We start from the raw sequence: 20,897 nt of genomic DNA, 5'->3' as shown, positions 1-20,897 counted from the left end.
CGATAACGATAGAGCTTAAAACGAATCGTTAATTTTAATTCGAACTTTAATCTGTTCAATTGCACGCTTTATGATTTCTACTCAGCATCCAAATTGGTGGCGTGAAGCCGTCATATATCAAGTTTATCCGCGTAGCTTTAAGGATAGTAATGATGATGGTATTGGCGATCTACGCGGCATTACACAAAAGCTCGATTACATTGCAAGCTTGGGCGTCGATATAGTTTGGATATCTCCTTTTTTCACTTCGCCAATGAAAGATTTTGGTTACGATGTCGCCGATTATTGCGATGTCGATCCCATATTCGGCAGCCTAGCTGATTTTGACGCATTGATCGCACGCGCGCATGCGCTAGGTTTGAAAATTATGATAGACCAAGTCTTATCTCACACAGCGGAGACGCATCCATGGTTTGTTGAAAGCCGTAGTAATCGACATAATTCCAAGGCAGATTGGTATGTCTGGGCAGATTCAAAACCTGATGGAACGCCTCCGAACAATTGGTTGTCGATATTTGGTGGATCTGCATGGCAGTGGGATACCCGTCGCTGCCAGTATTATTTGCATAACTTCCTTAGCAGCCAGCCGGATATGAATTTTCATCATCCCGAGGTGCAACAAGCACATTTAGAAAATATGCGTTTTTGGTTGGATCGCGGTGTGGATGGCTTCCGCATGGATGCTTGTATTTATCATTTTCATGATCAGCAATTACGTGATAATCCGGTCGCAGAAAAGCGTAATACCGTGAATGTTGCGGCGTCTAATCCTTACGGTATGCAAGCCCATCTATTTGATAATTCCCGCCCAGAGAATTTAATTTTTCTGGAAAGAGTGCGTGCTTTGTTAGATGAATACCAAGCGATTTCTATTGGTGAAGTTGGTGCTGACGATGCGCTCGAAGTGATGGCGCAGTACACCGAAGGCGATCAACGTTTGCACATGGCCTATAGCTTTAATTTGTTGACAGCAGAATTTTCTGCCGCACATATCCGGCGACAAGTTGAAGCGTTTGAAGCACGTGTCAAAGATGGCTGCGCCTCGTGGTCGGTTGGGAATCATGACGTGGCTCGCGTAAATACGCGTTGGGGGCGTGACAATGCCAGTGCCGCATTTGCCAAGATGATTTTGACTTTGCAATTGACGCTGAAGGGCACGCCTTGCATCTATCAGGGGGATGAATTAGGTTTGACCGAAGCTGAGCTAGCTTATGCGGATTTGCAAGATCCGGTTGGGCTGACTTTCTGGCCAGAATCCAAAGGTCGAGACGGTTGTCGCACGCCTATGGTGTGGGATAGTGAACAAGCACATGCAGGATTTTCTAAGGCCAAACCGTGGTTGCCGGTGCCAATGGAGCATTGGGGTTTAGCTGTGTCTGAGCAAGAGAAGGATGCAGAATCTGTCTTAAATTTTGCACGCCGCGTGATGCGTTGGCGCAAAAGTATTCCGCAACTATTGCGTGGCGATATTCAGTTCTACGATGTGCCAGAACCTTTATTGGCCCTGAGTCGACAATCTGATGCAGCACCTGCTTTGGTCGCGATATTTAATTTATCGCCTGATCCTCAAAGTTTCGAGTGGCCGCTAATTCAAGATGCAATCGCATTGTCTGGACATGGCTTGGCAGGGCAAAAAGAAGAGGCCCGTCTGTTGTTGCCCGCATTTGGCGCGTGGATAGGTGTCAAACGCCATCTCTGAATTTGACTGCAAGCTCGAAGATCAAATACAAGTTAGAGTTACGTACAACTTGCAGGGAATCCTGAAGCACTCACGCGAAACTATATTTGCGTTTATACTGAGTTTTTGTTTGCTTCTACGGATAAAAATATGTCGCCTATTCAAATTAACAGACGTCGGTTTTCTCAACTGATTGCAGGAACTGGATTGGGTTTGCTGAACTTGGCAAGCAATGCCAGCATTCTTAAACCAGAGGCTGGTAAGGAATATCGATTGCTGTCGCAACCGCAAGCCGCCAATGCGGGAAGCAAAATTGAAGTGATAGAATTTTTTGCTTACTACTGCCACTTTTGTCACCATTTAGAACCTAGCCTTGCGGAATGGGTAAAGAAAAACAGCGATAAAATTGCATTCAAACGTATCCATGTTCTGAACCCTGGTGCTGAAACTCAGCAAAAATTATTCTTTGCGCTCGATGCGATCGGAAAGACTGAAGAATTACATAACCAAGTGTTTGATGCCTACCATGTGCAACGTAATCGCTTGATGACGGATGAGCAGGTACGTGATTTCATCAATAAAACGACGATTGATAAAGCGGCGTTTTTTAGTGCTTATAACTCATTTACGATCAAGACTAAACAAGCACGTGCGCCACGCGTGATGTCTGATTATGAAATCAATTCTTGGCCGACTTTGATTGTCGATGGACGTTTTCAAACCTCTCCATCCATGGCGGGTAGTGAACATGGTCGACCAAGTGAAGATCAAGCTAATCAAGCATTGTTTCCGGTATTGGATTGGTTGGTTGCGCAGGCACAAAAAGACAAATTGACAGCGCCGAAATAAGTGGGACTCGGTGTAATTGCGAACCAGTAAGAACGCATAAAAAAATGCCAGCCGGAGCAGTTGTTTGTCTCCACCGGCTGGCGTTTTTATTTGGTACTAGTGTCGCTTTTAGTTGAGTTTCTTCACCACCACACAACCGATTGAATAGCCTGCGCCAAAAGAACAAATGACGCCAACTGCATCTTTGACTAAGTCATCTTGATGTTTGTGGAAAGCGATGATAGAACCAGCGGATGAGGTGTTCGCATAGGTATCCAAAATCGTCGGTGATTCCTCTGGAGTTGCATCGCGTCCCAAAATCAATCGTGCAATCAAAAGATTCATATTCAAGTTGGCTTGATGTAACCAGAAGCGTTGCACCGTGTTGACATCTAAGCCTGCTGCTTGGACTGTATTGGTGATAGTTTCTGCAGCCATAGGGCAAACTTCTTTAAAAACCTTGCGCCCTTGCTGGCGGAATAATTTATCCGCTTTGCCGATGCCGCTTTCATCCGCACGGTTTAAAAAACCAAAGTTGTTGCGAATATTATTGGAGAATTGGGTTTTCAACTTCATACCCAAAATTGCAAATTGGTGAGAAGAAGTCGCTAGATCAGCGCGTTCTAATAAGATCGCCGTACATGCATCGCCAAAAATGAAATGGCTATCGCGATCGCGCCAATTCAAGTGTCCGCTCGTAATTTCAGGATTAACCACCAACACAGCTCGTGCTTGACCACTTTGAATTGCGCTCATGGCTGCTTGTATGCCAAAAGTGGCGGAAGAACAGGCAACGTTGATGTCGTAGCCGTAGCCATCGATGCCGAGTGCATTTTGGATTTCGACTGCCATAGCTGGATAAGCGCGTTGCATATTGCTCGCCGCGCAAATCACTGCATCGACATCGGCAGCAGTTTTTCCTGCACGTTCCAGCGCTTGTTTTGCTGCCGTGACCGCCATTTCACACATGATGGATGGTTCATCATCGCTACGCTCTGCGATATGCGGCACCATGCGGTCAATATCAAGCACACCTGATTTATTGATGACATAGCGTGATTTGATACCAGAAGCCTTTTCAATAAAGGCTTCACTTGATGGTTCCAGCGCAGTGATTTCGCTAGCCGCAATAGCTGCGGCATTATCCTGATTGAATTGTTCAACATAGGCGTTGAAGCTGGCGATTAATTCTTGGTTGGAGATAGATTCGGTCGGCGTGTATAGACCTGTGCCGCTGATGACGACTTGATTCATCTGGGTTTCCTCGGTTGGCGTAGTGAATTGCAGCGCTTCTGTAGGCGGTGCTTAGCACACCGATTTTACACGGGTATTTTGTAAGTGCTTTAAATATGGGCAAAACTTAGAGGAAATATTCCAACCAATAAGGATATTAAACCGCTAAATATCTGCCAGGTCGATGATTGAGCATAATCGCCAAGTTGAGTACGACCGCGCCAAGTATGGATGCAAGCATGGCAATCGGTGAGACCACTAAAAACGAGGCGAGGACGATGCAAAGATCAATACCCATTTGGATTTTTCCTGCGCGTAAACCATGCTTTTCTTGCAGATACAAAGTCAGAATATTAATACCGCCTAGACTGGCTTGATGGCGGAACAAGACAATAAAGCCCACTCCCATTAAAGAGCCGCCAATTAAGGCAACGTAAAACGGAGTGAGTTGACTAAGTTGTACCATTTTTGGGTGTAAGCCAGACATCACCGAAACCAAGCCAACCGAGATAAATGTTTTGAGTGTGAAACGCCATCCCATGCGCTTCCAAGCTAGCCAATAGAAAGGTAAGTTCAACACAAAAAATACCGAACCGAAGGAATAATCGCTGGCGTAATGAATCAGAAATGCCAAACCTGCAGTGCCGCCTGTGAATAAGCCGGCTTGATTAAATAAGGCAACGCCAAGTGATACCAACAATGTCCCGGTTAAGATCGCCAATACGTCTTCAAACAAATTATGTGGGACGGCAACAGGTGGGCGTGGTGGGGTAGACATTACAGATTTCATGGTCAAGCGAATACTAAGCAAAATGGGAAAGATTGCGCATTGTAATTTGCTTGTCGCCCGAAAAGGCGCTTGGCGGCGTCTTTTCAGGCTTTACTTGATACGTGTCAAACTGCCGTGGAGATCGACTTTGTTGGCATCGTTTAGATCTGTTTTGTATTGCAAGGAATACGCCAGCACCTGCAACTTTCAGCGTAGCGGTTGTGCAGCGCTAGTGCAAGTATGCAAGTAAGTTAATTCATCCTGTTAACCTTTCAAAGCCTTTAACTGTTCTTCGGCATCTGCTTTGGTTTTTTTCGCTAACTCTGGTTTAAAACTTAGGGCTTTCTCAAATGCGGCAATGGCTTTGATTTTGTCCCCTAAGCTTTGCCATGCTTTGCCTAAGCGGTACAGCACATTCGCATTGGCTTCGATCGCTAATGATTTTTCTAAATGCGGTAAGGCGTCCTTGATTTTGCCTTGTTCTTGCAGTGCCTTACCTAGACCGTAATAGCCGTGAATTGAGTCAGGGAAACGATTGCATAATTCTTGAAAAATCTTCTCAGCTTGCGCCATTCTTTTTTCGGTGATCAGTGCATGGCCGATCCCAGATAAGACATTACGCTGATGTTTAGCCAAGGCTTCCGACTGCGTCGTATTTACCGCTAATGCGACTGAACTTGCGCGATCAAAATTGTCTTCATATAAGTCTAAAGAGGCTTGTAGCAATGCGCCTGCTGAAGGGCTAACTTTAATGGTTTCGACGATCAAGTCTTTTGCCTTATCTTTACCGCCACCTACAAAACTAGGAGCTTGTAGATAGAACTGCATTAGGGAACTACGTGCACTGAAATTGTTGGGGTCGAGTTCAATCGCTTTGCGGAAAGAGTCGCGAATTTTGCCAACGTAACTGATCGCTGACATCACGCCGCCACGCATCGCTTTGGTTCCTAGCACATTGCCTAAGGCTTCATGGCATTCGGAGTTTTTGGGATTATGCGCAATGCATTGTTCAGCGATTTTGCCCGCTTCATCAAGTCGATTTTCTTTGCCTTCAATTAAAATCAATTCGGTTTTTGCCACGAGTGCATCGGGATTATTCGGCTCTGTTGCTAATTTGAGGCTAGTGGCTTTCTCTACCTCGGCATATTTTTTCGCTTTGATTAAGGCTTCGTATTCATGTGCGTGTGCTTGTTGCGCGATGATGCTAAAGCCAATTGAAGTGAGTAATGTGAGTAATAAAGAGTCGCGGACGATTGTGTTCATTGTGCTATTCCATTAAAAAAATGACAATTGAATCAAGTGCTTGAATGCTGAGGAGTGTCACTTTTGCATTAACGATTGTCAATAGAAATGCGATGACACAGAATTTAACAATCATGAAATGACAAAATCGCGGCGTGAACGGGAATTATTACCGCAATTGATGTATTGAGAGTGGTTTATCGCCTTATGAGATGGTTTTCAGTCAGGATTGATTTGTGCTTCTATGGTTTTTGCCACAGAGTTGTCGTATTTCTAGGGTAAAGTAACGTTTGTTTATTTTTGAAAGCAAGGCGTTGGATAATATTTTGTATATCGTCGCAGCAACTTTCTTGGTGCTGCTGAATGGTTTTTTTGTTGCTGCGGAGTTTGGATTAGTCAAATTGCGGGCAACGCGTGTACGTAGTTTAGCCAAAGTGGGCGGCTTGCGTGGGCGCTTATTGGTTGCCGTGCATCAGAATCTGGATGCTTATTTGTCTGCTTGCCAACTGGGTATTACCTTGGCTTCGCTTGGTCTAGGTTGGGTTGGTGAACCAGCGTTTGCCCGAATCTTAGAGCCTTTGTTGACCGCACTCGGCATCGAGTCTGCCGAGTGGATTCATAGCATCTCCTTATTTTTTGCTTTCTTTGTGATTTCCTTCTTGCACATTGTGGTCGGTGAGCTCGCACCGAAGTCGATGGCGATTCGCACCCCAGAACGCGTTTCTTTGTGGACGGCACCCGCCTTATATTTGTTTTATTGGATGATGTTCCCAGCGATTTGGGTGTTGAATAAAAGCGCTAATGCTGTGCTGCGTTGGTTGGGGCTGGACGCTAGTCATGGCAGCGATGCGCACTATTCTCCAGAAGAATTGAAAATGATTTTGCGTGGTAGCCATGCTAGCAAACAGTTGACGCCAGACGAATGGAGCATCATGGCGCAGATGCTCGATTTTGGTGATCTTGAGATTTCTGATTTGATGCGACCGATCAATGAAGTTGTGGCGATGTATAAAGACGCTAGCTTAGAAGAGAATATGGCGACGGCGGCACGTAATCGATTTAGTCGCTATCCGTATATCGATAGTGATGGAGAAACGGTATTGGGAATGTTGCATTTGAAAGACTTATTTCTAGCGCAGCAAAGTGGCAAATCTTTAGATGACTTATCCAAGCATTTACGTCATGTGGAATACGTTCCGCCAAATACCCCTGCACTCGAATTATTCCGCCGCTTCCGTAAAGGTGCACCGCACTTCGCAATGGTGGGATATCGTGATAGTAAGCCGGTCGGTTTTCTAACATTGGATAATTTATTAAGTGCCTTGGTTGGACAGATTCGTGATGAGTTCCGTCAAAACGACAACGATTGGACTTTATTAGATGATGGCACTTTGATCGGTAAAGGTAGTTTGCCTTTGTTTACACTAGGAATTGCGCTGGGCATTGATCTTGATAATGAAGAAGTTGAATCCATCGGCGGTTTGATCATGCAAGTGCTAGGGGATTTGCCAGAAGAAGGACAAAAGATCGAGTTTCCACAATTTGACGTGGTGGTGAAAAAGATGAATGGACCAAGAATCATTTTGGTGCGCGTCCATCCCAAGCTTGAGCGCTCTGAATACGAGCATTAATTTATGCTGAACCATCTTGCTTGAATTATCGTATTCGAGTCGTTAGTTTGGCGGTAATTCATGGTGGCAAGGATGCTGTTTGCGCAGCATCCTTTTTTTATATTCAGAACCTTGAAAATAGCGGACTTTCGTGTTGTTGTTTTCGCACACTGAAACTAGACAGCTTTCTTGTTTTCGATCAAGGTGGTGAGCCGTTTAGCTGTTATAAATAATCAAGATGTACTGCTTTTTTGTTGGATAAATTGGTAGTGAATTTGGCTCTTTGTTGCGTGTCATCTGAATTAAGTATTTGCCGCGATTGTTAGTCAACACTTCTACTGAAGAGATATACTTTTTAGTAACGACCTGTCGAGAAAGTCAATGATCATCACCTATCATTTGCTGAGATTCACACGAAATTTTTGGCTCAGTTTGGTCATGATATTGGCTTTTTTTCTGATCTTTACAATATACGTACAAGCAGAAAAACGTGTTGATTCGGCGAATGAAGCGCGCTTCGCTGCACATGCATTGAGTAACGAGCTACGTCAATCTTCGGAAGACTTAACGCGCATGTCTCGCGCTTATGTCACGTCGGGCCAACAAATCTACCGACAATATTACGAGGAAGTGCTGGCGATTCGGAACGGCAGCGCAGAGCGTCCCATCAATTATGATGAAGTTTATTGGGATTTGGTGCTAGTCGATGAGCAAAGACCGCGCCCATCAAGCGGTAAAAAGATTGCGTTTAAAGAGTTAATGCAGGGAGCTGCGATTAATTCAACCGAGCGCGCCAAACTGCAATTAGCTTTAGACAATTCTGATCGATTAAGCGTGATCGAACGCCAAGCAATGGCGTTAGCGCAGGAGCATTTTTCCAAATCTAATAACACCCCAAGTTCAGCAATTGCTTTGGGGATGCTAACTAATCAAGCATATCGGGTTGCGAAAGCAGGAGTGATGTGGCCGATTGCTGAGTATCATCAATTAATGGAAGCACGCACACGTAGCGCGGTTGAAAATGCGCAGCAGGTGGCGATGTGGCTCAGAATTTTGTTGATCAGTACTGGCATTTTGATGACGGCTTTGCTTTGGCGTGCTTACCAAAGTTTACATCGAACTTTGGGGGCGCCAGTTTCTGACTTACGAGCTCATTTAGATAATTTGGGGCGCGGAGATTTTTCACAGCCTATTTCGGTGCCTGAGCAATCAGAGCGCAGTGTGTTGGGCTTAATCGCGGTTGCACGCACCGCTCTCGCCAGTATTGAGGCACGTCGGCAAAGGGCCGAGTTACGTAATCAACGATTGACGCAGTTCTATAATGTCTTAAGCCAATGCAATCAAGCGATTGTTCGTAGTCATTCCGAGCAAGAATTATTTCAGCAAATTTGTAGCGATATGGTGCAATACGCCGGCATTAAAATGGCGTGGATAGGCGTGTATGCGCCAGAGAAAAATGAGATCGTGCCGACCACTGCTTTCGGCGCGGGAATCGAAATTCTGGAGCGTAAGAAATTTTTACTTGATCGTGCAGCGGATGCGATATCGAATCGTCAAGTTGACGCCGATACGAATTTGGTGAAGGACGTAGACGATCCTCAGCATATCTGCGTATCCGCGGTACGTAATGCGATTGCCACTTGGTCACAAGATTTTGCGAATGAAAATAGCGATACCGATTGGGGTATGTTGGCGCAACAACATGGATGGGCAGCCTCCGCTGCGATTCCCCTATTTAAAAATGGGGCTGTGTGCGGTGTGATTAATGTATATGCCGGAAACGTCAATGCATTTGATAAGGAGATTCAAACACTATTAGTTGAATTGGCGATGGATTTGAGCTTTGCACTGAATCGATTTGAACTCGAAATGGGGCGTCAACGATCAAGGCAAACCGAAGCTTTGCGTAGTTTTATGTTGGAGCAGATTAATAGCGCCAAGTCGCTAGCACACATGTTTCGCGACGTGATATTGCATTTAGAAGATCTGATACCGGAAAGTATTTGCTCTATCGTTTTGTTAGATCGTGATGGGGTGCATTTGCGTGTTGGTGCGGTGCCTGGTTTACCGGATTTTTTTGCGAAAGCGATAGATGGATTGGCAATTGGAAATGGTATTGGTTCCTGTGGTCATGCAATGGCGACCGGACAAAGAACGATAGTTGAAGATATCGACAATCATCCTTATTGGTTTGCGTTTAGAGAATTAGCAAAGCGTGCGCGATTGGCTTCCTGTTGGTCGGAGCCGATACGTGCATCGAATAATCAGATTCTTGGTGCATTCGCGATTTATCACGCAAAGCCAGCGAAGCCTGAAGCTTGGCATTTGAGTATGCTAGAAATGGCCTCTCACTTTCTGGCGCTTGCTATAGAAAAAAATCGCACAGAAAGTAACTTGCGTAAGCTATCGCAAGCAGTCGAACAGAGTCCCAACATAATTATCATTACGGATATTGATGCAAAAATTGAGTATGTGAATCAAGCCTTTGTTAGCAAGACCGGGCAGAGTTTAGATCAAGTGCTTGGGCAACGTCCGAGCATTCTGCAATCTGGAAAAACGCCCTTGTTTACTTATGAAGAAATGTGGGATCATTTACGCAAGGGAGAAAGTTGGCAAGGTGAATTGATCAACCGTTACCGTGATGGTCGAGAACATATTGAATTAGCGCACATTTCTCCAGTGCGAGATGCCAATGGTGTGGTGACCCATTTCTTATCCTTGCAAGAGGATATTACCGATAAAAAACGTACCGAGGAACGAATTCAGTATTTGGCTCACTATGATGTATTGACGGGTTTGCCGAATCGGGTATTGTTGGAAGAGCGCTCGCAGTTTGCGATCAATTCGGCTAAACGTAAGGGTAGTAATTTAGCGTTGATATTTTTCGATTTGGATCACTTTAAAAATATCAATGACTCGTTGGGGCATAGCACTGGTGATGCACTCTTAGTTGAATTATCGCGTCGTTTGCGTGATGTCCTCAGAGAAGACGATATCATTTCGCGTCTTGGTGGTGATGAGTTCATCTTGCTGTTAGCGGGCGCAGATGAAGTTGGCGCTGAGCGTGTCGCGGAAAAATTATTGCAAACGGTGAGTCAACCTTATGTACTTGGTCAATACGATCTAAATGTGTCAGCATCAATTGGCATCGCGGTTTATCCAGGTGATGGTGAAGACCTAGAAACCTTGCTGCGTAATGCAGATACAGCGATGTACCGAGCCAAGCAAGATGGTCGCAATAACTTCCGATTCTTTACGCAAGAAATGCAGGCACGATCTGGACGTCATCTCGAGTTGGTGAATGCGCTACGTTATGCCTTAGAGCGTGATCAGCTACAAGTTTTGTATCAACCACAAATTCAATTGCAAACAGGTAAAGTGATTGGTGCGGAAGCCTTACTGCGCTGGCATCATCCTGAAATGGGTTCAATCTCACCAGCCGAATTTATTCCAGTGGCGGAAGAAACCGGGCAGATTTTGGCTATCGGAGAATGGGTATTGCGCACTGCCGTTTCGCAATTAGGTCAATGGCATGATGCCGGTTGGCGCGAATTGAGTATAGCGGTGAATTTGTCGGCAATTCAGTTTCGACATACTGATTTACCTGGAACGGTGTCGCAAATTTTGCGAGAGCTTGGCTTAGATGCGCAATTCCTGGAATTAGAATTGACGGAAAGTGTTGCGATGCTTGATCCACCTGCTGCAATTGCAACCATGAATGATCTACATCATCGCGGAGTCAGAATGGCGATTGATGATTTTGGCACAGGTTATTCATCCCTCAGTTATCTCAAGAAATTTCAGGTCTCTAAATTAAAAATCGATCGATCATTTGTACGAGATATCGGCACTGATCCCGAGGATAAGGCGATCATCAGCGCGGTGATCAGTATGGCGAAGAGTCTTGGCATGCGCACGATTGCCGAAGGCGTTGAAACCAATGAGCAGCTTGAGTTTTTACAAGCGCATCAATGTGACGAAGTGCAGGGCTACTTTTTTGCCCAGCCATTAGATGCGCTCAAGTTTCAAGAATTCTTGCAGGGGCGTGAAGTTATTTAGTTGTGCTTCTATCTATGCGCATGTATGTGCACGTATATATGCGAGATCGTTTAACAATGCTGAATCAGCATCGTTAGTCTCCGAAGCAAATACCAATATCGCGCCCAGTTTGCAAAGTATCTCCATCCAAGGGAACTGCTTTCATTCTGCCCGCGACCTCATCTAAGTTGACGTATTCAACATTCGGGAATGCCAGCGAAATCATAATGCCAGAAAAGCCTTGGTCCAATGCACGAACCGCCGCTGCGCCAAAACGCAATGCTGACAAACGATCGAAAGAAGTGGGGCTACCGCCACGCAGTAGATGACCAAGAACCACTGCACGCGCTTCTTTTCCAGTAAGCGCTTCGAGTTGGCGTACGAGTTGCTCACCTATGCCTCCTAAGCGTTCAACGCCACCTAGTTGCGCTTGTTCTTCTAGCACGCGTTGACCGTCTTTTGCGCGCGCGCCTTCTGCGACTACGACGATGCTGTAATGACGACCAGCTTTGGTGCGGGCATGAACTTTTTTTGCCACTTGCTCGATGTCGTAGGGAATTTCTGGGATCAAGATCGCATGTGCGGTGCTCGCCATTCCTGCATGTAAGGCGATCCAGCCTGCGTAGCGTCCCATCACTTCGACTACCATAATTCGGCGATGGCTCTCAGCCGTGCTATGCAAGCGATCAATGCAATCTGTGGCAAATGCGACTGCTGTGTCGAAACCGAAGGTGGTGTAGGTTTTGTCCAAATCATTATCAATCGTTTTCGGTACACCAATCACACGCAAGCCTTGTGCCAATCCACGTTGGTGCAACGCATGGGCGATGGTCAGCGTTCCATCACCACCTACACAAATCAATGCATCGACCTGCATCTGGCGTAGGTGTTGAATAATATCGTCGGTGCGATCAACTTCATATTCGCTACCGTCTGGATTTCTCATGACAAAACGCATGGGGTTGCCGTGATTTGTGGTGCCAAGCATGGTGCCGCCGAGATGGCTAATACCGCGCACTTGGTCTTTACTGATTTTGAATACGCCATCGACCGGAAAACGATCTGGTCGCAGAATGCCATTAAAGCCCTCGCGTATCCCAAAGCATTCCCAACCACGTTGTAATGCAGCGAGCACCACTGCTCGAATCACTGCGTTTAAGCCCGGCGCATCGCCACCGCCGGTGCTAATCGCGATTCGTCGAATTGGCTTGAGTGTTGTGGTTGGAAGAGGGCTATTATTCATGCAAACTCCAGATGCAAACGAAGTGGATTAATCTTTTTTACAGGTAGAGATACCGAACGGCAAATAAGCAGGGCAAATGCGTAAAGTACCAGTAAGGATAGGGATGATGCCGATGTAGCCCCACATGCCTATATAGCCTGTCGCAGCGCCTGCGATTAAAGCGACTCCGGCAATGATTCGAATTAGACGATCTGTAGTTCCGACGTTGACTTTCATAGCGCTCTCCTGATGAAGTAAAAAAACGAAAAGTGAAGCTCATTGATGAAAACAAATTTGATGTGTTGCGACTGTTTTGCTGATGCTCTTTTAGATGCTATTGAATGGAATCTTTAAGTAACTAATTCCATTTGCTTCCGCTGGTGGTAAATTGCCCGCTCGAATATTGATCTGCACCGCTGGTAAAATCAAGAGAGGCATATCGAGTGTCGCATCGCGCGCTTTGCGCATCGCAATGAAATCGGCTTCACTGATGCCATCATGTACATGAATATTGTTTTTCTTTTGTTGAAAGACGGTCGTTTCAAAACTAACTTCTCGTCCATTCGGCGGATAATCATGACACATAAAGAGTCGTGTTTCATCCGGATAGGACAAGAGCTTCTTAATCGATGCAAATAGCATTTGCGCATCGCCCCCAGGAAAATCGCAGCGCGCAGTCCCAACATCGGGCATGAACATGGTATCGCCAACAAAAATCGCATCGTCAATTTGATATGCCATGTCGGCGGGCGTATGACCGGGGACAAATAAAGCCTTAGCAGTTAATTCGCCGATATTGAAAATTTCATCTTCTTGAAACAAGTGATCAAATTGTGAGCCATCGACCGCGAATGCTGGTTCAAGATGAAAGATCTGTTTGAAAACTGTTTGTACTTGATTGATATGCGCGCCGATTGCGATTTTTCCACCGGCCGCTTGTTGTAAGTAATGTGCTGCGGAGATGTGATCAGCGTGGGCGTGCGTTTCTAAGATCCAGCTTAGCGTTAATTGCTGTTCTGTGAGTGCGTGTAGGAGTTTGTCCGCAGAAATCGTTTTGCTACGACCAGATTTGTGATCATAATCAAGCACAGGATCAATAATGGCAGCATGGCCACCAACGTGGTCGAAAACAAGATAGCTGACAGTGCAAGTGCTAGGGTCAAAAAAATTTTGTATCTGCGGTCTCATACTTTAATTGGATACTTTGATTGAATACGTTGATTGGTTTGAATGGGAATCGTGGCAGACAATCATAGCAAACCAGTTTTTGAATGCAAGACAAATTCAGTTATCTGCGTGTGAAACCACAGGCAATTGGCGTTCATTTGATTTTTCACATAGGATGAAAAACACATTTTCTTTGCTCGCTAGCGATTTGCTTGTCGCAATTTCTTTTCTAAGGTAATGTGACTTTTTGCAGTCACTTCTAATTACCACTTTTTTCTTCATGAGTTTATTTGCCTTATTTGTACTTCTATCGATCGGTTTGATGGTCGGTTTAATCATGGGGTTGACCGGCGCCGGTGGAGGCATGTTGGCCGTTCCAGCATTGGTCTATTCTCAAGGCTGGACCATGCAGCAGGCAACGCCAGTTGCATTATTGGCTGTCAGTATCGGGGCGATGATTGGTGCGATCGATGGTTTGCGACGTGGTCAAGTTCGGTATAAGGCGGCAACACTGATGGCAGTCGCTGGCGCACCGATCACGGCCTTAGGTGTTTTGCTGGCGCAGCAAATGTCACAGCGCGGCTTGATGCTGGCATTTTCATTGGTGTTGATGTTAGTTGTCACGCGATTGATTTTGCAAGTGCGTGCCGATGCTCGTGCAGCTCTTAGTGCTGCAGTAAAAAATGAAGCGCTGGCCATGGTCAACCAGCAAACGGGACGTTTTGATTGGAGTTGGTCAACTGCGGCGATCATCGGCCTTATCGGTGCTTGTGCTGGATTTGCGACAGGACTATTGGGAGTCGGTGGTGGTTTTATTATTGTTCCTCTATTGCGCCATTTCACCAACTTGACGATACAGAGTGCCGCTGCCACCTCCTTGATGGTAATTGCGTTAGTAGGTGCGGTAGGCGTAGGTTCAGCAGTGCTTCATGGTGTCGAATTACCTATAGTGCTTTCTTTATGGTTCGCTGCGGCTTCAATTGCTGGCGTGTTGGCGGGGCGTCGACTAGCGAATTTTCTTGATCCTAAAACGGTGCAATTGATTTTTGCTACGATGTTGAGCGGCGTTGCTATGAGCTTTCTCTTGAAGGCAGTTTGACGATTTGCTGAATTTAGAAGTGCTTCAATTGAGAAGAATTTATGCTGCTAAGAGATCTAATTCAAGAACATCAACATCAACTGGCACTATTGATTGGGAATGGCATCAATCGCTATAACAGTCGTGCAAATACCAACTCTTGGGATGCGCTATTAAGCACCTTGGCGAAAAGTAGCTTGCCAGAATTGAATGGCAAACTCCCTGAGGGAATTTCATTGACCGAGTTTTATGATGTGCTCGAGCTTGCTTCGCGTCGACCACTGAAAAATTCTCAAACATCAAAAAAACTACCAAGTTTGCAGCAGCAATTTTGTCAATTAATGGCGGATTGGAAACCTGCTGTTCAGCACCAAAGCATTACACGTTGGGCACGGCATTTTGCTTGTCCCATATTGACGACGAATTTTGAACATACGCTAAGTGAGTCAGTGCAGGCGCCCGCCTTTGTCACTAGTAAAAACGCGTTCACTGATTTTTATCCCTGGGAAACCTATTTCAGTAACAGTAAACTTGACCATCCTTGCGGCGGATTTGGAATTTGGCATATTAATGGTATGCAGAAATACCATCGTAGTATTCGATTGGGATTGACGCATTACATGGGCTCCGTCGAGAGAGCACGCGCGCGTTTGCACAAAGGCAGTAAACGCTTGTCTGCTGGTGGTGCGATCAATGACTGGGAGGGCGCGAACACATGGCTACAAATTTTGTTTCATAAGCCTTTACTGATTATTGGTTTGAATCTCGCCGAGAACGAAGTCTTTTTGCGTTGGTTGCTAATTGAACGCGCAAAATATCACAAAGATTTTCCTGATCGAGCACAAGCGGCATGGTATGTACATACACAGCATGAGCAGGATCTAGGTAAGTTGTATTTTTTAAAGGCGGTCGGTGTCGACAGTTTTTGTGTGCCTGATTACTCAAGCATTTATGATGCTTCAACTTGGCGACTCGAAGCTGACTGAAGTTCGTGTGACAACCGCGTTCGAAACTAGCTCAGGTTCAACTTTGTTGATTGTCCATGGTTGTTGGTCGTGAAGAGCGTCTTTGTGCAGACTAAAGATTCGTAGCAGCGGCTATCACTTTTTAGCTTGCAAGCCACCCAATAAAGAAGCTTGTGATTCCAATTGACGCGCCACATTGCCGCAGACGAGATCACATAAGGCATAAATCGATTCGTCCGCGATGCGGTAATACACAGCGGTGCCACGTCCCTCGCGTACCACCATGCCGTGTTTTGCCAGTGTTGATAAATGGCGAGAGACATTCGCCTGTGAACAGTCGCACGCGCTGGCTAAGTCGCCAACGTTTTTTTCGCCGTCACGCAAATTATTCAAAATCTTTAATCGCGTTGGTTCTGATAATGCAGAAAAGTATTGAGCAACGTGATTAAGCGCAAGTTCTGATAAGCCTTCCATAACCGAGCATGAATGATGTGTTGAAAGCAGCATGATACCTTCTATAATGAATTTTTGTCTATTTGCGCAAAAACTTAATTTACTATTTGCGTATGTACGCAAATAAGTATATTATGCGAAGTATCGGATAGCAATTAAATTTTTTTGGCTATTTTTAACTTTGATTTTTATGAAACTTGAGAGAGTCAACGCCATGACACCATTGATGACCATGAAGCTGCGTAGATCTGTTGTGCTATTTACCTTGATTGTTACTAGTTTGCTGCAAACGCAAGCCTTTGCACAAAAATCAACGTCACCCCAAGCGCCTGCATCGCCGGCAGGTAAATCGAGTTTGACATCGGTTGCCGTGAGAGCCGTGAATGCTGACGGTAATTTGAGTGCTGATGGCGTGGTCGAAGCTGTGCGCAACACCGTGATCTCCGCGCAAATTGCGGGTGCCATTGTGCAATTGCCGGTGCAAGCAGGCGATGTGGTCAAAGCAGGCCAACTTTTAGTACGTATGGATGCACGTGCTGCCCAACAAGAATTCTATGCAAGTAAGGCGCAAGTGGATGCAGCCAGAGCCAATCTCGCTGTCGCAGAAAAAGACTACGAGCGTCAAAAACTATTGTTTGAAAAAAATTACATCAGCCAAGCGCAATTAGATCGCGCCTTAGCGCAATTTAAGTCAGCCAGCGCGCAAGCGAATGCCCAAATTGCCCAAGCTGGCGCGGTGCAAACGCAGTCTGGCTTCTATACGATCAATGCGCCATATAACGGCATCGTCGCAGAAATGCCGTCAGCAGTCGGTGGAATGGTGATGCCAGGTAAACCAATCATGACGGTCTATGATCCCAAAGAATTGCGTGTGATCGTCACGGTGCCGCAAGCACGAGTTAGTCAATTGAAATCAGATCAGCATTTTCAAATTGAATTTCCTTCTTTACCTGCTGCACAGCGTTTTGTGAAGCCCAAAAAGATGACGGTCTTACCTTTGTCCGATGCCTCTACGCATACTGTGCAAGTCCGCTTCGACCTGCCCGCAGATATACAAGCGGTCAACCCCGGCTTGTTTGCACGCGTCAATTTCGCTTTGCAAGCCGAAACGAACGAAACGAAATCGGCAAGTGCCCAGCGTTTGTATGTGCCGCGCAGTGCGGTTATTCGTCGTGCTGAGTTGCACGCAGTGTACGTCATTAATTCCCAAGGAAAAGCAATTTTGCGTCAAGTCAAACCTGGCCCTGTGATGGCGAATGAACAGGAAATATTAAGTGGCGTGGCTGCTGGTGAGATGGTCGCGGTAGATCCATTAGCTGCGGCAAATGCGAGCAAACTTGTCGCTAAATAAGCTTGTACCTAAAGAATAAGGAGCGAATATGTCTGACATCGATATGATCAAAGCGAAAACTATGGGCGTATCTGGCCGGATTGCCGCATTTTTCCAAGCGTCGCAAATTACGCCTTTGCTGGCGTTAGTCGCTTTTCTACTAGGACTATTTGCGGTATTGGTAACGCCACGCGAGGAAGAGCCGCAAATTAATGTGACGATGGCGAATGTCTTGATTCCGTTCCCCGGTGCCTCAGTCAAAGATGTTGAGCAAATGGTGGCGATTCCTGCTGAGCAAGTCTTGAGCCAAATTGCCAATGTTGAACACGTGATGTCGGTGGCGCGTCCAGGTATCGCGATCATCACCGTGCAATTTGAAGTGGGCGTGCCACGTACCGAGGCCTTGGTGCGTTTGTATAACACCATTCATAGCAATCGTGATTGGTTGCCTGCCAATCTTGGCACCTTAGAGCCTTTGATTAAACCTAAAGGTATCGATGATGTGCCTATAGTCTCACTGACCCTGTGGAGCAAAAATTCAGAAACTGGTGCTGCCGCTTTAGAGAGCGTCGCTCATAGTATTGAAGCAGATATCAAACGTGTACCAGGAACGCGTGAAGTGGTCAGTATCGGTGGACCTGGACGCGCAATTAATATTGAGCTCGATCCATCCAAATTGGCAGCTAATGACTTAACCGTGATGGATTTGCAAGGTGCTTTGCGTGCAGCGAACTTGGGTTTGCCTAGCGGTGAACTAAGTGCGGGTAATCAAACTGTAGCGATTGAGGCGGGACCATTTTTGCGTGATGCGCAAAGTGTCGGTGAGTTGGTCGTCGCTGTAAAAAACAAGCGTCCGATTTTCTTGCAAGATGTTGCAAAGATCGAAGACGGTGCTTTACCAGCAAGTCGCTACGTGTGGCACGGCACTGCGGGAAAAGAGGCGGCTGAATATCCCGCTATTACCATCGCGATCACTAAAAAGCCCGGGCAAAATGCAGTTGAAGTAGCAAATGCGGTAATCGATCGCGTTGATACTTTAAAAAATGCGGTTATTCCAGCAGATGTTGAAGTTTCGGTCAGTCGCAACTATGGACAGACAGCAGACGATAAAGCGAAAAAGCTGATACAAAAACTCTTGTTCGCAACTTTGTCGGTGGTCGCCTTAGTGTTTATCGCACTTGGTCGTCGTGAGGCCGCGATTGTGGGTACGGCTGTGATCTTAACTTTGACGGTCACATTATTTGCTTCATGGGCATGGGGCTTTACGCTGAATCGGGTTTCGCTGTTTGCGCTGATTTTTTCTATCGGTATTTTGGTGGATGATGCGATTGTGGTGGTCGAAAACATTCACCGTCATCAGGCCTTATTCCCTCATAAGACATTAACAGAAATTATTCCAGGTGCGGTGGATGAAGTTGGTGGTCCAACGATTCTAGCAACGCTGACCGTCATCGCGGCCTTGTTGCCGATGGCCTTTGTTAGTGGTTTGATGGGCCCTTACATGAGCCCAATTCCTATCAATGCGAGCATGGGTATGCTGTTGTCATTGGCGATTGCCTTTGTAGTCACGCCTTGGTTAGCGCGGATTTGGATGAAAGAAGGTCACCATGCACAAGATGGTTTGGCGAGCAAATTAGAGCCGATTTTCCGTAAGATTTTCAAGCCATTTTTAGACGACAGTGCTGGTAGCAAAAATCGTAAAAAGCTCGGTCTTGGCGTGGCTGCATTAATTGCGTTGTCAGTCGCATTACCAGTGGTCGGTTGGGTGCAATTGAAAATGCTACCGTTTGATAACAAGTCAGAGTTCCAAGTCATTGTTGATATGCCTGCCGGTACGCCAGTGGAAAAGACCGCAGCGGTTTTGCGTGAGCTTGGCAATTATTTACAAACAGTGCCAGAAGTTAGTGATTATCAAGCGTATGCCGGCACTGCCGCGCCGATCAATTTTAACGGCTTGGTGCGTCAATACTATTTACGTGCGGGTGGTGAGGTTGGCGATATTCAAGTCAATCTCGTCGATAAAAGTCATCGTTCTGATAAGAGTCATGTGATCGCGACACGTGTGCGCCCGCATTTGCAAGCATTGGCGAAAAAGTTAGACCCAGATGCGAATGTCAAAGTGGTGGAAGTGCCACCTGGTCCACCTGTTTTGGCACCGATAGTGGCTGAGATTTATGGACCTAGCGATGTGGAACGTCGTCAAGTTGCTAAGCAAGTACGTGCTGTGTTTGAAAAAGCGGAAGGCATCGTCGACGTTGATGACAGCAGTATCTTGCATGCACCACGTAAATTGCTGATCGTCGATAGAAAGAAGGCTGCGCAATTAGGCATTGCGCAGTCCAGTATCGTCACGACTTTGCGTGCTGGTTTAGCCGGAGATTCCGCAGCCTATTTGCATGACCAGAGTAAATATCCAGTTGCTGCGAATTTGCACTTGCCGATTAGTGAGCAAGGCAATTTGGATACTTTGTTGTCCTTGGGAGTCAAGAACGCACAAGGCAGTATTGTGCCGATTCGTGAGCTTGTCACGGTCACCGATACCTTACGTGAGCAGCCTTTGTTTCATAAAGATGGTTTGCCAGTGAATTTTGTGGTGGCGGATATGGCTGGAAAAATTGATAGTCCGCTGTATGGCATGTTTAGTATGCGTGGAGAAATCGCCAAATTGGTAACGCCTAGTGGTGGCAAGTTAGAAGAGTTCTTTATTAGTGCACCGCAAGATCCGTATCGTGGCTTTAGCTTGAAATGGGACGGCGAATGGCAAGTTACCTATGAAACTTTCCGCGATATGGGCGCTGCTTATGCGGTTGGTTTGATTTTGATTTATCTCTTGGTGGTGGCGCAGTTTGGTTCTTACTTAACACCGTTGATCATCATGGCACCAATTCCTTTGACCATCATCGGGGTGATGCCTGGACATGCCATTTTGGGTGCGCAATACACGGCAACTAGCATGATAGGCATGATCGCTTTGGCCGGCATTATCGTGCGCAATTCGATCTTGTTGGTGGATTTTATTCATGTGCAAATTGCGGATGGTATTGCGTTTAAAGAAGCGGTAGTCAACTCTGCGATCACACGCGCACAGCCAATTGCCTTAACTGGATTAGCGGCGATGATGGGCGCTTTCTTTATTCTCGATGATCCTATTTTTAATGGCTTAGCGATCTCTTTGATCTTCGGCATTTTTGTTTCGACGTTGTTGACCTTGGTCGTGATTCCTTTGTTGTACTTCATGGCTTATCGCAAGAAGTATGAGGCGGTAGTTTAAAAGTCAGCTTAGT

At 46.0% G+C, this 20,897-nt stretch carries 15 protein-coding genes; 8 read left to right on the top strand and 7 right to left on the bottom strand.

The genetic code is table 11. From position 1 onward, the window contains the following. Positions 1-70: 70 nt before the first annotated feature. Both KDM92_RS08990 and KDM92_RS08985 read left to right on the top strand, forming a co-directional pair. Complete coding sequence (locus KDM92_RS08990) at positions 71-1,699, top strand: alpha-amylase family glycosyl hydrolase (protein ID WP_212684016.1); 1,629 nt, start codon at positions 71-73, stop codon at positions 1,697-1,699. A 129-nt stretch (positions 1,700-1,828) separates the two neighbouring features. Then, entirely contained in the window at positions 1,829-2,527 is a 699-nt protein-coding gene (locus KDM92_RS08985) for a thiol:disulfide interchange protein DsbA/DsbL (protein WP_189344965.1), read from the top strand. A 108-nt stretch (positions 2,528-2,635) separates the two neighbouring features. Here the strand turns inward: KDM92_RS08985 and KDM92_RS08980 are convergent, their stop codons facing one another. From KDM92_RS08980 to KDM92_RS08970, 3 genes are all read right to left on the bottom strand, one after another. Next, a complete protein-coding gene (locus KDM92_RS08980; RefSeq protein ID WP_212684015.1) occupies positions 2,636-3,760 on the bottom strand; it encodes a beta-ketoacyl-ACP synthase III in 1,125 nt (374 codons plus the stop codon). Between the two features lie 136 nt (positions 3,761-3,896). Next, positions 3,897-4,517 carry a YitT family protein gene (locus KDM92_RS08975; RefSeq protein WP_230408253.1) on the bottom strand — a complete coding sequence of 207 codons (621 nt, stop codon included), beginning with the start codon at positions 4,515-4,517 and terminating at the stop codon, positions 3,897-3,899. 255 nt (positions 4,518-4,772) lie between these two features. After that, positions 4,773-5,771, bottom strand: a complete 999-nt coding sequence (locus tag KDM92_RS08970) for a tetratricopeptide repeat protein (protein ID WP_212684013.1) — start codon at positions 5,769-5,771, stop codon at positions 4,773-4,775. 293 nt (positions 5,772-6,064) lie between these two features. Between KDM92_RS08970 and KDM92_RS08965 the strand changes: the two genes are divergently transcribed. Then, positions 6,065-7,381, top strand: coding sequence for a hemolysin family protein (locus tag KDM92_RS08965; protein ID WP_212684089.1), 1,317 nt, complete (start codon positions 6,065-6,067; stop codon positions 7,379-7,381). Positions 7,382-7,741: 360 nt separating this feature from the next. After that, positions 7,742-11,419, top strand: coding sequence for a sensor domain-containing phosphodiesterase (locus tag KDM92_RS08960; RefSeq protein WP_212684012.1), 3,678 nt, complete (start codon positions 7,742-7,744; stop codon positions 11,417-11,419). Positions 11,420-11,492: 73 nt separating this feature from the next. Here the strand turns inward: KDM92_RS08960 and KDM92_RS08955 are convergent, their stop codons facing one another. The 3 genes from KDM92_RS08955 to KDM92_RS08945 all read right to left on the bottom strand — a co-directional run bounded on the left by KDM92_RS08955 (position 11,493) and on the right by KDM92_RS08945 (position 13,808). After that, positions 11,493-12,641, bottom strand: coding sequence for a 6-phosphofructokinase (locus tag KDM92_RS08955; RefSeq protein WP_212684011.1), 1,149 nt, complete (start codon positions 12,639-12,641; stop codon positions 11,493-11,495). A 27-nt stretch (positions 12,642-12,668) separates the two neighbouring features. Further along, positions 12,669-12,857: a YgaP family membrane protein gene (locus tag KDM92_RS08950; protein ID WP_212684010.1), complete on the bottom strand. Its 189-nt coding sequence runs from the start codon at positions 12,855-12,857 to the stop codon at positions 12,669-12,671. A 90-nt stretch (positions 12,858-12,947) separates the two neighbouring features. Continuing rightward, entirely contained in the window at positions 12,948-13,808 is an 861-nt protein-coding gene (locus KDM92_RS08945) for an MBL fold metallo-hydrolase (RefSeq protein ID WP_212684009.1), read from the bottom strand. A gap of 259 nt (positions 13,809-14,067) precedes the next feature. On the opposite strand from KDM92_RS08945, the gene KDM92_RS08940 reads away from it, so the two are divergent. Both KDM92_RS08940 and KDM92_RS08935 read left to right on the top strand, forming a co-directional pair. Beyond that, on the top strand, positions 14,068-14,886 hold the full coding sequence (locus KDM92_RS08940) for a sulfite exporter TauE/SafE family protein (RefSeq protein ID WP_212684008.1): 819 nt from the start codon (positions 14,068-14,070) through the stop codon (positions 14,884-14,886). Positions 14,887-14,927: 41 nt separating this feature from the next. Beyond that, on the top strand, positions 14,928-15,851 hold the full coding sequence (locus KDM92_RS08935) for a hypothetical protein (protein ID WP_212684007.1): 924 nt from the start codon (positions 14,928-14,930) through the stop codon (positions 15,849-15,851). Positions 15,852-15,965: 114 nt separating this feature from the next. Here the strand turns inward: KDM92_RS08935 and KDM92_RS08930 are convergent, their stop codons facing one another. After that, positions 15,966-16,304 (bottom strand): ArsR/SmtB family transcription factor, encoded by a 339-nt coding sequence (locus tag KDM92_RS08930; protein WP_189345126.1) that lies wholly within the window; start codon positions 16,302-16,304, stop codon positions 15,966-15,968. 193 nt (positions 16,305-16,497) lie between these two features. Here KDM92_RS08930 and KDM92_RS08925 point away from each other — a divergent pair, with 193 nt between their 5' ends. Continuing rightward, positions 16,498-17,634 (top strand): efflux RND transporter periplasmic adaptor subunit, encoded by a 1,137-nt coding sequence (locus tag KDM92_RS08925; protein WP_230408252.1) that lies wholly within the window; start codon positions 16,498-16,500, stop codon positions 17,632-17,634. Between the two features lie 28 nt (positions 17,635-17,662). Further along, entirely contained in the window at positions 17,663-20,884 is a 3,222-nt protein-coding gene (locus KDM92_RS08920) for an efflux RND transporter permease subunit (protein WP_230408251.1), read from the top strand. The last annotated feature ends 13 nt before the right edge of the window (positions 20,885-20,897 follow it).

This window comes from Affinundibacterium baiyunense (assembly GCF_018139645.1).
In the GTDB taxonomy this organism is placed as follows: Bacteria; Pseudomonadota; Gammaproteobacteria; order Burkholderiales; family Burkholderiaceae_D; genus Undibacterium; species Undibacterium baiyunense.
The sequence above is the reverse complement of the archived record's forward strand: the minus strand, read 5'-3'. Positions and strand labels throughout refer to the sequence as shown.

Coding starts and splice junctions, on each gene's coding strand:
- KDM92_RS08990 (WP_212684016.1), top strand. CDS start 71: ATGATTTCTACTCAGCATCCAAATTGGTGGCGTGAAGCCGTCATATAT.
- KDM92_RS08985 (WP_189344965.1), top strand. CDS start 1,829: ATGTCGCCTATTCAAATTAACAGACGTCGGTTTTCTCAACTGATTGCA.
- KDM92_RS08980 (WP_212684015.1), bottom strand. CDS start 3,760: ATGAATCAAGTCGTCATCAGCGGCACAGGTCTATACACGCCGACCGAA.
- KDM92_RS08975 (WP_230408253.1), bottom strand. CDS start 4,517: ATGTCTACCCCACCACGCCCACCTGTTGCCGTCCCACATAATTTGTTT.
- KDM92_RS08970 (WP_212684013.1), bottom strand. CDS start 5,771: ATGAACACAATCGTCCGCGACTCTTTATTACTCACATTACTCACTTCA.
- KDM92_RS08960 (WP_212684012.1), top strand. CDS start 7,742: ATGATCATCACCTATCATTTGCTGAGATTCACACGAAATTTTTGGCTC.
- KDM92_RS08955 (WP_212684011.1), bottom strand. CDS start 12,641: ATGAATAATAGCCCTCTTCCAACCACAACACTCAAGCCAATTCGACGA.
- KDM92_RS08950 (WP_212684010.1), bottom strand. CDS start 12,857: ATGAAAGTCAACGTCGGAACTACAGATCGTCTAATTCGAATCATTGCC.
- KDM92_RS08945 (WP_212684009.1), bottom strand. CDS start 13,808: ATGAGACCGCAGATACAAAATTTTTTTGACCCTAGCACTTGCACTGTC.
- KDM92_RS08940 (WP_212684008.1), top strand. CDS start 14,068: ATGAGTTTATTTGCCTTATTTGTACTTCTATCGATCGGTTTGATGGTC.
- KDM92_RS08935 (WP_212684007.1), top strand. CDS start 14,928: ATGCTGCTAAGAGATCTAATTCAAGAACATCAACATCAACTGGCACTA.
- KDM92_RS08930 (WP_189345126.1), bottom strand. CDS start 16,304: ATGGAAGGCTTATCAGAACTTGCGCTTAATCACGTTGCTCAATACTTT.
- KDM92_RS08925 (WP_230408252.1), top strand. CDS start 16,498: ATGACACCATTGATGACCATGAAGCTGCGTAGATCTGTTGTGCTATTT.
- KDM92_RS08920 (WP_230408251.1), top strand. CDS start 17,663: ATGTCTGACATCGATATGATCAAAGCGAAAACTATGGGCGTATCTGGC.